The sequence below is a fragment of the Pseudoflavonifractor sp. An176 genome (assembly GCF_002160435.1).
Classification (GTDB): domain Bacteria; phylum Bacillota; class Clostridia; order Oscillospirales; family Oscillospiraceae; genus Enterenecus; species Enterenecus faecium.
In genome coordinates this window covers 1-13,136 of the sequence record NZ_NFKO01000026.1, presented here as the reverse complement: position 1 = coordinate 13,136, position 13,136 = coordinate 1, and the positions used below count along the sequence as shown (strand labels likewise).

At 53.4% G+C, this 13,136-nt stretch carries 18 protein-coding genes; 16 read left to right on the top strand and 2 right to left on the bottom strand.

Going from position 1 to position 13,136, the window contains the following annotated elements; translation table 11 throughout:
- Positions 1-15: 15 nt before the first annotated feature.
- From B5F12_RS09450 to B5F12_RS09370, 16 genes are all read left to right on the top strand, one after another.
- Positions 16-231: a Maff2 family protein gene (locus tag B5F12_RS09450; protein WP_021419859.1), complete on the top strand. Its 216-nt coding sequence runs from the start codon at positions 16-18 to the stop codon at positions 229-231.
- Positions 232-272: 41 nt separating this feature from the next.
- A complete protein-coding gene (locus tag B5F12_RS09445) occupies positions 273-1,139 on the top strand; it encodes a CD0415/CD1112 family protein (protein ID WP_087216255.1) in 867 nt (288 codons plus the stop codon).
- 42 nt (positions 1,140-1,181) lie between these two features.
- Positions 1,182-1,823 (top strand): septation protein SpoVG family protein, encoded by a 642-nt coding sequence (locus B5F12_RS09440; RefSeq protein WP_158096794.1) that lies wholly within the window; start codon positions 1,182-1,184, stop codon positions 1,821-1,823.
- A 9-nt stretch (positions 1,824-1,832) separates the two neighbouring features.
- Complete coding sequence (locus tag B5F12_RS09435; protein ID WP_087233716.1) at positions 1,833-2,486, top strand: hypothetical protein; 654 nt, start codon at positions 1,833-1,835, stop codon at positions 2,484-2,486.
- Between the two features lie 44 nt (positions 2,487-2,530).
- Positions 2,531-2,917, top strand: coding sequence for a PrgI family protein (locus B5F12_RS09430; RefSeq protein ID WP_087233713.1), 387 nt, complete (start codon positions 2,531-2,533; stop codon positions 2,915-2,917).
- A 79-nt stretch (positions 2,918-2,996) separates the two neighbouring features.
- A complete protein-coding gene (locus B5F12_RS09420; RefSeq protein WP_116705549.1) occupies positions 2,997-5,264 on the top strand; it encodes a DUF87 domain-containing protein in 2,268 nt (755 codons plus the stop codon).
- A gap of 279 nt (positions 5,265-5,543) precedes the next feature.
- Entirely contained in the window at positions 5,544-7,211 is a 1,668-nt protein-coding gene (locus B5F12_RS09410; RefSeq protein WP_087233707.1) for a C40 family peptidase, read from the top strand.
- A 22-nt stretch (positions 7,212-7,233) separates the two neighbouring features.
- The gene (locus B5F12_RS09405) at positions 7,234-7,500 is read left to right on the top strand and encodes a DUF4315 family protein (RefSeq protein WP_006574806.1); all 267 of its coding nucleotides are present in this window, start codon (positions 7,234-7,236) and stop codon (positions 7,498-7,500) included.
- Positions 7,487-8,161, top strand: coding sequence for a DUF4366 domain-containing protein (locus B5F12_RS09400; RefSeq protein ID WP_087233704.1), 675 nt, complete (start codon positions 7,487-7,489; stop codon positions 8,159-8,161). The genes B5F12_RS09405 and B5F12_RS09400 overlap by 14 nt, the downstream gene beginning before the upstream one ends.
- A complete protein-coding gene (locus tag B5F12_RS09395) occupies positions 8,158-8,349 on the top strand; it encodes a hypothetical protein (RefSeq protein ID WP_036744833.1) in 192 nt (63 codons plus the stop codon). The genes B5F12_RS09400 and B5F12_RS09395 overlap by 4 nt, the downstream gene beginning before the upstream one ends.
- Entirely contained in the window at positions 8,350-8,751 is a 402-nt protein-coding gene (locus B5F12_RS09390; protein ID WP_087233701.1) for a cysteine-rich VLP domain-containing protein, read from the top strand.
- Positions 8,752-8,883: 132 nt separating this feature from the next.
- Positions 8,884-9,474: a hypothetical protein gene (locus B5F12_RS09385; protein WP_242954937.1), complete on the top strand. Its 591-nt coding sequence runs from the start codon at positions 8,884-8,886 to the stop codon at positions 9,472-9,474.
- A gap of 12 nt (positions 9,475-9,486) precedes the next feature.
- Entirely contained in the window at positions 9,487-9,669 is a 183-nt protein-coding gene (locus B5F12_RS09380) for a DUF4316 domain-containing protein (RefSeq protein WP_021419846.1), read from the top strand.
- Positions 9,669-10,010 carry a plasmid mobilization relaxosome protein MobC gene (gene mobC / locus B5F12_RS09375; protein ID WP_021419845.1) on the top strand — a complete coding sequence of 114 codons (342 nt, stop codon included), beginning with the start codon at positions 9,669-9,671 and terminating at the stop codon, positions 10,008-10,010. The genes B5F12_RS09380 and mobC overlap by 1 nt, the downstream gene beginning before the upstream one ends.
- A gap of 132 nt (positions 10,011-10,142) precedes the next feature.
- Positions 10,143-10,916 carry a hypothetical protein gene (locus tag B5F12_RS11765; RefSeq protein ID WP_087303130.1) on the top strand — a complete coding sequence of 258 codons (774 nt, stop codon included), beginning with the start codon at positions 10,143-10,145 and terminating at the stop codon, positions 10,914-10,916.
- 133 nt (positions 10,917-11,049) lie between these two features.
- Entirely contained in the window at positions 11,050-11,340 is a 291-nt protein-coding gene (locus B5F12_RS09370; RefSeq protein ID WP_087233695.1) for a CD1845 family protein, read from the top strand.
- 58 nt (positions 11,341-11,398) lie between these two features.
- Here the strand turns inward: B5F12_RS09370 and B5F12_RS09365 are convergent, their stop codons facing one another.
- Both B5F12_RS09365 and B5F12_RS11890 read right to left on the bottom strand, forming a co-directional pair.
- Positions 11,399-11,776: an ASCH domain-containing protein gene (locus B5F12_RS09365; protein ID WP_087233692.1), complete on the bottom strand. Its 378-nt coding sequence runs from the start codon at positions 11,774-11,776 to the stop codon at positions 11,399-11,401.
- 13 nt (positions 11,777-11,789) lie between these two features.
- The coding region (locus B5F12_RS11890) for a hypothetical protein (protein ID WP_087233689.1) at positions 11,790-13,136 on the bottom strand (1,347 nt) is incomplete at its 5' end.

Genomic DNA, 13,136 nt, shown 5'->3' with positions numbered 1-13,136 from the left:
AATGGAGGAACGTATATGGAATTTTTCAACTCTGCTATCGACATTCTCAAGATTCTGGTCATGGCGCTGGGCGCTGGTCTGGCGGTGTGGGGCGTCATCAATCTGCTGGAAGGTTACGGGTCCGACAACCCCGCGGCAAAGAGCCAGGGCATTAAGCAGCTCATGGCGGGCGGTGGTGTCGTCCTGATCGGTATGCAGCTTATCCCTCTGCTGTCCGGCCTGTTCAGCTAACCCTTACCCGTTGTCCCTTTTTCCAGAAAAGGAGCTGATGTATGGACTTTATCATCGACGCAATCGTTGAATGGCTCAAAGGTTTGCTTGTCGATGGTATCATGGGAAATCTGGATGGCCTTTTCAATAACGTCAATCAGAGCGTTGGCGAGATCGCCACACAGGTAGGCACGACCCCGGCGGACTGGAACGCCGGGGTCTTTTCCATGATACGGCAAATCTCTGAAACCGCCATCCTGCCAATCGCCGGGGTCATCCTCACTTTTGTAATGACCTATGAGCTGATACAAATGCTCATTGACCGCAACAACCTCCATGACGTTGACACATGGATGTTTTTCAAGTGGGTGTTCAAAACCTTTGTGGCGGTAATGATCCTGACGAATACCTTCAATATCGTGCTGGCCGTCTTTGACGTGAGCCAGCACGTCATCCAGCAATCGGCGGGCATTATCCAGAACGGGACAGAGATCACAACGGATGTAATGGACAGTCTGCGGACCGAGCTGGAGGCAATGGAGTTAGGCCCCCTGTTTGGCCTCTGGCTCCAGTCATTCCTGATTCAACTTACCATGATTGCCTTAAACATCGTGATCTTCGTTATCGTATATGGCCGTATGATTGAAATTTACTTACTCACAAGTTTGGCACCCATCCCGTTTGCCACCGTCCCCAACCGGGAAACCGGACACATGGGGCAGAACTATTTCCGTTCCCTCTTTGCGGTAGGCTTTCAAGGCTTGCTGATTTTGGTCTGTGTCGCCATTTATGCGGTGCTTATCCAGAGTATCGCCACCGACGGCGACCCCATCGGGGCGATCTGGGGCTGTGTGGGCTATACGGTGCTGCTGTGTTTTACCCTGTTCAAAACGGGCAGCCTTGCAAAATCCATCTTCGGCTGCCACTAAGAGACTTCGGGCCATGTTGGCCCGAAGCGGAAAGGAGGCGGTATGCCCCGGCGCTACAAACAGGGCGCGGACGGACAGCCGCACCCGGCTTTCTACGGAAAGCTCCCCGAGGAATTTTCTAAAACAGACACCATGCGCTTTATGGTGGAAACCGATCTGAAACTGTCCGGCTGCGTATCGGCGGACACGCTGGCGGCACTCCGGGCGGAAGGCTATGACTACAAGGACGGGAACCTTGTTCCCGCCGGAAAGGAGGAAACCATGCAGGAAAAGGTTGCGGACGCCACCCCCGCCGCACCGTTGAAGCTGGATGTAAGCGTGCGGGTCATCGAACCTGTGAAAAACCTGATGGGCTTTGCCAGCGTGAAATTCAACGACTGCTTTGTGGTGGAAAATCTGAAAATCGTGCAGGGCAGCAAGGGCCTTTTCGTGGGGATGCCCAGCCAGCCGGACGGCAAGGGCGGCTATCGGGATATGGCCTATCCCGTCACGAAGGAGTTCCGGGAACAGCTCAACACCGCTGTTCTGCAAGCCTATGAAGTAAAGCTGGAACAGATGGCGGAGCGCGGCTCTGCCGGGCGTGCGTCCATCAGTGAACAGCTCAAGGCCGGGAAAGCGGCTGCCGAACAGGCAAAAGCGGAACGGCCCCCGAAGGAAAAGCCCAGCCGTGGTGCGGAGCGTTGACCTCGGGCCATGCTGGCCCGAAGCGGAAAGGAGGCGAAACCCATGCCACGCAAACGGACGGGCTATGACGCGGCCTGCTACTATGACGGCAAGCTGCTGGGCCGCTGTACCAAAGCGGACAGCGACGCCTATACCCTGTTGATGAACGCCTGCGGCGGGGACGCCGCCCGTGTCCTGCGGGAATACGCCTACTTTTCCCCGGAGCTGAAGGCCATCTTGGAAAAGGCGGCGCTCATTCAGGCGGACCGGAACCGGACGGGCGGGATGTTCCACGCGCCCCAGAGCTCCCCGTGGGGAGAGGTGCAGAGCTGTGAAGTTCTCTGTCCGGGCGTGTTTTTGGTATCCACCGCCAGCCACGGCGGAACGATGGTAGCAAACGAGGTGGCCGCCGTCCTCTCTCCGGCGGCGAAAAAATGCGGTTTCAAGGACAAGGGCTATATCTGCTATGAGGAGGACGCACAGGAAAGTGTGGTGCTCCGGGAACTGCTGGACAAAAAGCTCTGGAAGATCCCCGACCGTATCAAGGACAAAGAGCGGTTTGAAGAAAACCTCAATCAGTCCATCCGGCAATACAATCCCGAATACTGGCGGGCAAGGCAGAGCGGACGGGAGGCCGCCGAAGCCGCCCGCAGCACAGCCCCGGCCAAAGAGGCCGCAAGGTAGCTTCGGGCCATGTTGGCCCGAAGCGGTAAAGGAGGTGTAACGAAATGGCCTATGTGCCAGTACCCAAAGACCTGTCCAAAATCAAGACAAAGCTGGCCTTCAATCTCACGAAGCGCCAGCTTATTTGTTTTTCCGGCGCGGCGGCGGTGGGCCTTCCGGCCTACCTGTTTTCCCGTGGCAGTATCGGAAACAGCGCCGCCATGTTCCTGATGATCGGCCTCATGCTCCCGTTCTTCTTTTTCGCAATGTATGAGCGGGACGGCCTGCCGTTGGAAAAGGTGCTGAAAAAAATCATCCGCACCCGGTTCCTCTATCCCCGGGTGCGGCCTTACAAAACCGAAAACTTCTATGCGCTGCTTGGCGCCAGAAAGGAGGCGCAGCCGATTGCAAAACAACAGAAGGGCCGGAAAGCCCGCAGGCAAAAAGCCTGACAAGACGGGCCTTCTCGGCCTGTTCACAAAGGGAAAGGACATTCCCACCACCGCCCAGCAGACCCTCCCTTACCGGGAAATGTACCGGGATGGGGTGTGCCGGGTGGAGGACCGCTATTACACCAAAACCATTGAATACGAGGACATCAACTACCAGCTCGCCCAGACCGAAGATCAGGCGGCCATCTTTGACGGGTGGAGCGCCTGTCTGAACTACTTTGATAGCTCCTTGCCGTTTCAGCTTTCTTTCCTCAACCACCGGAGCCGCCCGGGCAGCCGGTACAGCGTCAACATCCCCATGCAGGAGGACGACTACAACAGCGTCCGGCGTGAGTATGTGGAAATGCTGGAGAACCAGATCGCCAAAAGCAACAACGGCATTGTCCGCACAAAGCTCCTGACCTTCGGTGTGAATGTGGACGACCTCTCCACCGCAAGGGCGAGGCTGGAGCGTGTGGAGGCGGACATTTGCGGCAACTTCAAAAAGCTGGGCGTCAAGTGCCGCTCCCTCTCGGGACTGGAACGGCTGGAGCTCCTTCACGGGCAGCTCCACCCCGGCGGCACCGACCCTTTCCGGTTTTCGTGGGATATGATACCCCAGACCGGCCTTTCCACAAAGGACTTTATCGCACCGGACAGCTTCGACTTCCGTTTCAGCCGCCTGTTCCGGGTGGGGACGACCTGGGGCGCTGCCTCCTATTTGCAGATTTTGGCTTCGGAGCTATCGGACAAGCTGCTGGCGGAGCTTTTGGAAATGGATGCGGAAATGACGATCACGCTCCATATCCAGACCGTCGATCAGGCCGCCGCCGTGAAATCCATCAAGGCCAAAGTCTCCGACATTGACAAGATGAAGGTGGAGGAACAGAAGAAAGCCGCCCGGGCCGGATATGACATGGACATACTCCCGCCCGACCTTGTGACGTACAGCAACGACGCAAAGACCCTCTTGGAAGATTTGCAGAGCCGGAACGAGCGAATGTTCCTGCTGACCTTCCTTGTGGTGAACATGGCCCCGACCCGTCGGGAGCTGGACAATGACCTGTTCACGGTGTCAGGTATCGTTCAGAAATACAACTGCACCTTGAAGCGGCTGGACTTCCAGCAGGAGGACGGTTTTCTTTCCAGCCTGCCGCTGGGCCATAACGGCATTGAGATCAAGCGCGGCATGACCACCAGCTCCACGGCTATTTTCGTTCCCTTTATGACGCAGGAGCTCCGCATGGACGGCGAGGCCGTCTATTACGGGCTCAACGCTCTTTCCCATAACGTCATTATGGCGAACCGGAAGAAACTCAAAAATCCCAACGGCCTGTTCCTCGGCGTGCCGGGCTCCGGCAAATCCTTTGCCGCAAAGCGGGAGCTTGTAAACGTGTTCCTTGCCACCCGTGACCGGATTATCGTGGTGGACCCGATGGGCGAATACTCGCCCCTTATCAAGCGGCTGGGTGGACAGGTCATCGAGATCGCCCCGGACAGCCCGCACCACATTAACCCGATGGACATTGATTTGAGCTTCGACGAGGAAAACCCGATGGCGCTGAAAGCCGACTTTATCCTGTCGCTGATGGAGCTGATCGTCGGCGGCAAGGACGGCTTGCAGCCGGTAGAACGGACCGTCATTGACCGCTGTGTGCGCCAGATGTACCGGGAGCATTTGCAGAACCCGGAGACGGCGAAAATGCCGACCCTCCAAACCCTCTATGACCTGCTCTGTTCCCAGCCCGAGGGCGAGGCGGTGCGGCTGGCAACGGCCCTTGAAATCTATGTGTCGGGCTCTCTTAACGTGTTCAACCATGAAACCAATGTGGACCTGAACCGCCGCCTTGTGTGCCTCGACCTGAAAAAGCTGGGAGCCGGGCTTCGGACGATTGCCATGCTCATTATGCAGGACCTTGTCAATTCGCAGGTGTCCATGAATTTCCTGCGCGGTATCGCTACATGGTGCTACTTCGACGAGTTCCATGTGCTGCTCCGTGACCGGCTGACGGCAAGCTACTGTGTGGCGATCTGGAAAATGCTCCGTAAGAAGGGCTGCGTGCCCAGCGCCTTAACGCAGAACGTGAAGGACTTCCTTGCAAGCCCGGAGATCGAGAACATCTTTGAAAACTCGGACTTCCTTGTGCTGCTCTCACAGGCGCAGGGGGACCGCCAGATTTTAGCCAAACAGCTCGGTATCAGCCCCCACCAGCTTTCCTATGTGACCCACACCAATTCCGGCGAAGGGCTGTTGTTCTTCGGGAATACCACCATCCCGTTTGTTGACCGCTTCCCGCAGAATACCGAGTTGTACGCCATTATGACCACCCGCCCGGAGGACAAGAAACAGGAAATGAAGCGGGCGTAACACACTTCGGGCCATACTGGCCCGAGGTTCGGAAAGGAGGGATACGCCATCGGAAAGAAACCGGATAAACGGAATTTTCAAAGGCCGGGGCCGCCGGAGGATACCGGGAGCACTCGCCCCGGACCGGCTGACCGGGAAGGGCCTTCCCCTGCACCGTCCCGACGCCTGCGGTTTGAGGACGAGGATACCGGGCAGACCGGCGCTTCGGGCCATGATGGCCCGAAGTCCAAAAGCGGCAAGTTTCAAGAGGACAGCCGGAAAGCCCGCCCTTCTGACCGCATGAGGCAGGAGGATGACAGGGGCGGTCCGCAGGATACCGGCAAGGCGCAGGAGCCGGAGGGCTCCGCCGAGAAAGCCGGGAGTAAAAAGGACAAGTACCAGAAGGCGCAGGCCAAAGCGGAGCGCACCGGGGAAAAGCTGGGAAAGGCCCGGGAGAAGCTGGATAAGGTCGAGGCGAAACGGGCGGCGCAGAAGCCGCCGGGACTTGCAAAGAAAGCCGTCCGGGGAGCCCGCACCGAGGCATGGTTTTATCTCCACAACAAAATCCACGAAGTCGAGCATGAAAATGTGGGCGTGGAAGGAGCGCATAAATCCGAGCTGACCGCCGAGGCTGGGACCCGGAAACTGACCCGGTATGCCAAACGGCGCTGGCGGGAACACCCGGCCCGGAAGGTGGCAAAGTGGGAACGGAAGGACATAAAAGCCCGGGCCAATGTGGATTTTCAGAAGATGGCCGCCGAGCACCCGGAGCTCGCCAGCAATCCGCTGTCCCGGATACAGCAGAAGTGGAAACTAAAACGCCGGTATTCCAAAGAGGCAAAGGCGGCGGCAAAACAGAGCGCAAAGGCCGCAAAGAAAGCCGCTGCCGCTTCGGGGAATGTGACCCGGCGGGCGGCGCGGTTTGTGACCCGTCATCCTGTGGCGGTTTTGGTGTTGGTGCTGTTGTTGCTGGTCTGCTATATCCTGTCGGCGGTAAGCTCCATCTTTCCCACGCTTGGCAGCGGTCTTGCCAATGCGGTATCCGGCACTTCCTATGCCTCGGAGGACGCCGACCTGCTTGGCGTGGACGAGGACTACACGGCGCTGGAAAATGAACTGGCGCAGACGGTAGCGAACATCGAAAGCACCCATCCCGGCTATGACGAGTACCGCTATTCCGTGGACGAGATCGGCCACAACCCCTATGAGCTGGCGTCCTATCTCTCGGCAAAGTACCATGTTTATTTCCGGGAGCAGGTGCAGGACGAGCTGCGGGAGATCTTCGAGGCGCAGTATGAGCTGACCTTGACGGAGGAAATCGAGATACGCTACCGCACCGAAACCAGCACCGACCCGGAAACCGGAGAAACCACCACCGAGGAAGTCCCCTATGAGTATTACATCCTCAATGTGACCCTCACAAACAAAACGCTGCCTGCCGTGATCCTGCCGAGGCTGGATGAACAGCAGCGGGAAATCTACACCGTCATGCAGCAGCTCAAAGGCAACAAGCCTTATTTGTGGGAAGGGATTTATATCGGCGGCGAGGACACCGGCCCCAGCTATGAGATACCCGGCGAGGCGCTGGATGACCCGGCCTTTGCGGCGCTCATGGCGGAGGCGACAAAGTACATCGGCTGGCCTTATGTGTGGGGCGGCTCCAGCCCGTCCACCTCCTTTGACTGTTCAGGCTTTGTCTGCTGGGTGTACACGGCCAGCGGCGTCCACAACCTGCCCCGTACCACGGCGCAGGGCATTTACAACCAGTGCGCCATCATTTCCCCCTCCGAGGCGAAGCCGGGCGACATTATCTTTTTCACGGGAACTTATGACAGCCCCGGCCCTGTGTCCCATGTGGGGATTTATGTGGGCGACGGGATGATGCTCCATTGTGGTTCTCCCATCCAATACGCAAATATCAATTCAAGCTACTGGCAGACACATTTCTACGCCTTCGGGCGCTTGTGAGCCAGAAGAAAGGAGTCCTTGCATGAACAAGATCGACAAGCTCGATAAGGAGTTGGAAAAGGCCCGGGAGAAGGCCGCCGAGTGGCAGGCCAAAATCCGGGAGCTGGAAAAGCAGAAACAGGAGGAAGAAAACAGCCAGATTGTGCAGGCGGTGCGCTCTCTCAAACTGACCCCCGCCGAGCTGATGGCCTTTTTGAACGACCCCAAAAACAGCCTTGCCGCTTCGGGCCACAATGGCCCGAAGCCGGAGGCACCCGAAAAGGAGGACACGGCCCATGAAGAAAACTAAATTTCGCAGGCTGGCGGTGATGACTGCCAGCCTTTTGTGTTGCCTGATCTTTACGGTCCCGGCTTACGCCCAGAGCAATGAGCCGCAGCCCGAGGCCACCCCCGCCCCGGTGGAAACCGAGGCGGAGCCGGAAACCCAGAACCCCTTTACCCCGGATGGAACGGGAACGGTGGTGGACAACGCCACCGACGAGGACGGCAAAGAGTTCTACACCATTACCACCGCAGACGAGAGTGTTTTCTATCTGGTGATCGACAAGCAGAAAACCAGCGAAAACGTCTATTTCCTCAATGCTGTAACTGTGGATGACCTTCTGCCTCTTGCCGAACAGGGCGAGGAACCAGCCGAGGAAGTGACCCCCGAACCGGAGCCGGAGCCCACCGAACCCGTGGAGGAAGTGACCGAGCCGGAACCCGAACCCGAGGCCGAAAAAACAGACAGCCCATTTCTTTCGCTGCTCCTGATCGGGGCGGTGGTGCTGATCGGCGGCGGTGCCGGTTATTACTTCAAGATTTACAAGCCGAAGCACGAAGCGCCGGACCTGGAGGACGACTACTGCGAATATGAGGACGAAGGGCAGGAGGAAATCGCAGAGGAACCCGAGGACGAGGATACCCCTCCGTGGGACGAGGACACGGAAGAACAGGAGGCCCGCCAGTGAATTTTACCAACAGCCCCTTTGAGCGAATGATGAAGGAAGTGCCGTGGCCGGGCCGGGGCAGCGACGACCCTTGTACCGGATGCCGCTACTACAAGGAGTGCAAAGGCAGGAAAAAACAGTGCCGGAAGAAATTCCGGGCGCTGATCGTGGAGCCCCGCCCTTCGGGCCATCGTGGCCCGAAGTCCTGAATGGACGCCCGGGAGCTGACCCGTGACGAGAAGAAGAAAATCCGTTCCCTTGTCACGGGAATGTGCGCCAACTATGACCGGGAAACGGGCCTGTGCCTGCCGCTGGACTGTGCTTGCTATATGCTGCACAAATGCTGGACAGGGGCGTACTGCCGCTATTTCCGGGAGGCCGTCTTGCCCCTCGACCCGGAGCTTCTTGCGGCGCTGACCGTGGAAGGTATTTCCCCGGAGCTTCGGGCCTGTGCGGTCTGCGGGCGGGCATTTTTACCCGAAGGCCGTCAAGCCTACTGTTCCGACGCCTGCAAGGCCGAAGGAAACCGCCGGAAAAGCCGGGAACGTATGAGAAAAATGCGGGAGAAAAGGCCGGGCGGCGGTTACGATTTGCCGCCCCGAAAGGCTTGATATTCCGGGCTTTTTTGAGGGCGTTTCCGGGGCGGGAATACTGCAACCCATCCCGTCCCGGTTTACTCCCTCATTTCGTAACATACCACACTTCGGGCCATGTTGGCCCGAGGTACAGAAAGGAGGTATCTCTTGGAGATTGTACAAGGCTATGCCATTTTGAAAACAACCACTTTTGACAGCGGACACGGCTTTGCGCTGGGGCATAATCCGGGAGCGCCGGACCCCTTTGTGACCTGGCAGTTTACCGAAGGCGAAAAGGGCCAGCGGGATTACTACTGGGGCCGCTATGGAAACAGTCTGGAATGGGCGCAGCGAGACTTTGATCGCCGGGTGGACGATTATCAGTACCTTTATCATGCGGCAGTCAAAAATACGGAGCTGGGCCCAGAGGGCGTTTACCGCTACTATTCCACCCAGCGCCCTGTGGACATAGGCACCTACCCGAAGTCCCCGGATAACCCTCCGCTTTCCATCGTCAACTACGATGACGACAGGCGGCGCCCTGTGGCAAATGGCAGGCTGATGGCATGGGGCGAACTGACCTATGCAAAGCCGCTGACCGAAAAACAGATGGAGGACTATGAGCTGAAACCCGCACCGGGCAATCCTGACCGGGCGCGCCCATCCATTACCGCCCGGCTCAAGGATGGAGCCAGAGGGCAGGAACCCCCGAAGGAACCCAGCCAGAAGCGGGGCCATAAAAACCATGAGGAACGATAAAGGAGGATTGCCATGCACGAAAAAGACAACTATTTGAAAACCGCCGAGCTCTCCACGGAGCAGAACTGCAACATGATCGACGGCGTACCCAATAACACGCCCATCCAGCCTGCGCCCCCGGAGCTGGACGCAAAGCCGCTGGACAAAGTGAAGGAGCCCAAAGAGCGCAGAAAGGGCCGGGAGCTGGAACGCTGATGGAGAACCGCAAGCGGAATGTCCATCTACACGTCATGGTAACGCCGGACGAGCTGGCGGCCATCCATGAACGGATGGCCGAAGCGGGCATTTCCAATGCCGGGGCTTATGTGCGGAAGATGGCTCTGAACGGGTATATCCTGCACGTTGACCTTGCGCCCATAAAAGAATTGATCTCTCTGCAAAGGCGCTGCTCCAATAATCTCAATCAGGTCGCCGTACACGCGCATACCTACGGCGTGTACCCGGAGGAAATCGACGGATTGAAGCGGGACTATGAAAAGCTGTGGGGCGAGGTGTCAAAGGTGCTGCGGGAGCTCTCCGAGCTGGTGGCAAAGTAAGACGAGGGCGGCAGGCTTCCGTTGTGTGGGGCTTGCCGCCCTCTTTTTTATGTGTAAACTATATATCTGATTGACATTAAATTTTTGAAGATATACACTAAAAACACAAAATAAAATGTTGGAGGAATAATCATGGGGTTAGCAAAACCGTATTATAGAATAGCTCGTCCAAAGTCATTTGTTCCAGATTATGCGGTAGATAAAAGGTACGCTTCCGATCGCCTACAACTTAGTAGAGCATATATCAATATCGAGAAGGAGTTGCGCTCAATATTTAATTCTATCGAGCCAGATGAACAAAATAAGGCTACCTTTTCCTTTGAATTATATAGTCTGTTACTCCGCGCTTGTACTGAAGTAGAATTAAATTGTAAACTTATTATGGAAGCCAACGGAGCAACACCAACTAACAAGCATTTTACCATGCTTGATTATAAGAAACTGGAGAAATCCTCGCTGCTGTCAAAATACACTGCAACGTTTTCCAACTGGAGAATGCGAAATCCCAACACCCATGAATTGGAATATATAAAAAAGGATTTTCGTCCTTTTGCTAATTTTGGACTTACTAACTCTAAAGCACCAGACTGGTATGATGCCTATAATAAGGTAAAACATAATCGTGAAGAAAATCTTGAAAAAGCAAATTTAGAAAATTGTATCAATGCAGTAGCTGGAATTTTAATACTCTTGTATTCCCAGTTTGGTTCTCGCTGTATTGAAACATATGGGACAAATGGCCTTTGTTGGCAAGAAGATGGTGCCTATGATTTGAATTTTGATGCAGATGTTATTTTTGAAATACATCCCCCTTTAATATCCGATTGGCAGGAATCAGAGTTATATGATTTTAATTGGAATAACATTAAAACGTTGGCACAACCATTTGATAAATTCAATTTTTAATATATTTGAGAGCACCTATTGAGGGTGCTCTTTTTTTGACCTTAAGGACAGGATTCACTAATCTTTCGCAACATTTATGTCCCCGGGCAGGCATGATAAAATAGAGATAGAAAGAATAAAGGAGGTTTTGATGATGAAGATACTGCTGAAAATATTGGTTGCGCCTTTCGCTCTGGTGCTGTCCCTTCTGGCTGCTCTGCTGGTGTTTCTGTTTGATATTTGCGCCTTCCTGCTGACGATTGCCTCCGTGATCCTGGCGGTGCTGGGTATCGCCCTCTTTTTCACGCCAACCCCCATCGGCGGGATTGTATTTCTGTTCCTCGCCTTCCTCCTTTCGCCGTATGGGCTGCAAGCGGTGGCTGGTTCTCTGCTTTGGGCTCTGGACGGAGGCAAGTCTGCTATGTATCGGTTTCTGGCAAGTTGACTTCGGGTCAGCATGGCCCGAAGCAGGAAAGGGTGGCTTCAAGCCACCCTTTCCTGCTTTATTCTATATCTACATACGAAAAAGATTGCGGGGCAAGTGTGATATTGTAATCTAATAAATCTCGTGGAGGATCAAATATTTCTACTTTTCCTAATTTATAGGCGTATGCTGTTTTGCACCCATGAAAATATTCCCGATATTTTTTTCTGCTAATGCCCGCGTTACTTTTAGTCTGTTCCCATAAGGTGGAGGGAGCTGCACAAATAGTCCCCAGTATTTCAACTTTTGCCACCACTTTCATTACCGGAGATGTGCTATATACAAGTAGAACAGAACTGTCACTTCGTGCTAGCCGTTTACGATATTCATATTTTTTTGTACCAGCCAATATCCTATCAACATATTCTGGTTTTATTGATAATAGAATCGCCTTCAAAATTAAATCCTCATCATTCTACATACTTAATTTCCGTCTCAGAATCGTGCATAATCTGATTATATTGTTCATCACTCAATTTCATAAACGATCTAGGCCCCCTTGGAGCACACACAATGTCATGGTCCCAAAGGTAGCCCAATGTTAATCTTTTGCTCAGGCTTTTGACAAAAGACAATTTTAAAACTTTTAAATTACGCCTATGATCACGCCAAAAGCCTTTCAATTCTTCGGTAGAAAAGACACTTCGATTCTGACAGATACTAAGCAGTTCCTCCTGAGAATGAATATTGCTAATAATTTCATCCACCATAGCGACTGTTGTAACAACCGAAGTATATTTTTTATTTGAACCTTCGGGGCCTGTTCGATAGAACAGAATTAGATCACCGGGCTTTACACCATTTCCGGGAGCCCACGAGATATAGACCTTTTGTAATGCATACCTATGAGGTTCTCTTCCGAGAAAATCAATTTTATTCTCGTTGTTCAGTTTGGAATCCGGGAGTAGTGTGGTGTGATATTGTGGGAAAATCGGCAAAATATACTTATTGCAATCATACTGAATGTTGGGAAAGTTTTTGCGAAAAGAAATATTATGATCAAAATCTTTCATCCTTTTTACTAAAACTTGTTCTTCTTTCCCGTTTCCAATTTTTACTCCATATTCAGTGAAGCCCCACCTTTTCAGTAATGCAGCCAAAGCGGACAGTTCTTCTCTATCTGTATAGAGTGTTACATAAATTTCGTCAACATTGCGTTGTAAGGCATTGTCAAAAATAATTTTAACAAAACGCTCACCCAACCTAAATCCGGTAGATTCAACTTTAAATGTTCCTACTTTTAATCTGCGCATCGGTTTAAAGGGCGGAACAATATCTGAGTAATTCTCATCGACACCTTCTGTTTTTAAGTAGAGGAATCCTAGTACCTTTCCAGCATCCGTATTACATATGTAAGCTTCTTCATCGCACTTGCGAGCAAACCACTTATCAAATCCTGGATAAGCGATACGGAAACTGTCAAAGAAAGAATCGGTTAAATCAACATTTCCGAAATAGGTTTTTTCAACGGCAAGCATTTTATATTCAATGAGACTTGGGTTTTCAGCCGTCGCTGCACTGATAAATGCATTTATTGAAAAAACTCTGTCACTCAAACCTAGCTTTATAGCTTTATTTCTTAGTCTCCGATCCTCCGTGATTAGTATGTCAACTCTGTTTGAATATACTTCAAACAATAGGCAATCATCAATCATGTCATTTTGCGATTTTTCCGGAATTCCGATCAATTCTAAAAAAGAATCGTCTGGTTCCTTAATGGTTTTGATTACCTCATATGATTCCAGCTTTACCGAAAT

Excerpts from the sequence above, each read along its gene's own strand:
- B5F12_RS09450 (WP_021419859.1), top strand. The coding sequence starts at position 16 with ATGGAATTTTTCAACTCTGCTATCGACATTCTCAAGATTCTGGTCATG.
- B5F12_RS09445 (WP_087216255.1), top strand. The coding sequence starts at position 273 with ATGGACTTTATCATCGACGCAATCGTTGAATGGCTCAAAGGTTTGCTT.
- B5F12_RS09440 (WP_158096794.1), top strand. The coding sequence starts at position 1,182 with ATGCCCCGGCGCTACAAACAGGGCGCGGACGGACAGCCGCACCCGGCT.
- B5F12_RS09435 (WP_087233716.1), top strand. The coding sequence starts at position 1,833 with ATGCTGGCCCGAAGCGGAAAGGAGGCGAAACCCATGCCACGCAAACGG.
- B5F12_RS09430 (WP_087233713.1), top strand. The coding sequence starts at position 2,531 with ATGGCCTATGTGCCAGTACCCAAAGACCTGTCCAAAATCAAGACAAAG.
- B5F12_RS09420 (WP_116705549.1), top strand. The coding sequence starts at position 2,997 with ATGTACCGGGATGGGGTGTGCCGGGTGGAGGACCGCTATTACACCAAA.
- B5F12_RS09410 (WP_087233707.1), top strand. The coding sequence starts at position 5,544 with ATGAGGCAGGAGGATGACAGGGGCGGTCCGCAGGATACCGGCAAGGCG.
- B5F12_RS09405 (WP_006574806.1), top strand. The coding sequence starts at position 7,234 with ATGAACAAGATCGACAAGCTCGATAAGGAGTTGGAAAAGGCCCGGGAG.
- B5F12_RS09400 (WP_087233704.1), top strand. The coding sequence starts at position 7,487 with ATGAAGAAAACTAAATTTCGCAGGCTGGCGGTGATGACTGCCAGCCTT.
- B5F12_RS09390 (WP_087233701.1), top strand. The coding sequence starts at position 8,350 with ATGGACGCCCGGGAGCTGACCCGTGACGAGAAGAAGAAAATCCGTTCC.
- B5F12_RS09380 (WP_021419846.1), top strand. The coding sequence starts at position 9,487 with ATGCACGAAAAAGACAACTATTTGAAAACCGCCGAGCTCTCCACGGAG.
- mobC (WP_021419845.1), top strand. The coding sequence starts at position 9,669 with ATGGAGAACCGCAAGCGGAATGTCCATCTACACGTCATGGTAACGCCG.
- B5F12_RS11765 (WP_087303130.1), top strand. The coding sequence starts at position 10,143 with ATGGGGTTAGCAAAACCGTATTATAGAATAGCTCGTCCAAAGTCATTT.
- B5F12_RS09370 (WP_087233695.1), top strand. The coding sequence starts at position 11,050 with ATGAAGATACTGCTGAAAATATTGGTTGCGCCTTTCGCTCTGGTGCTG.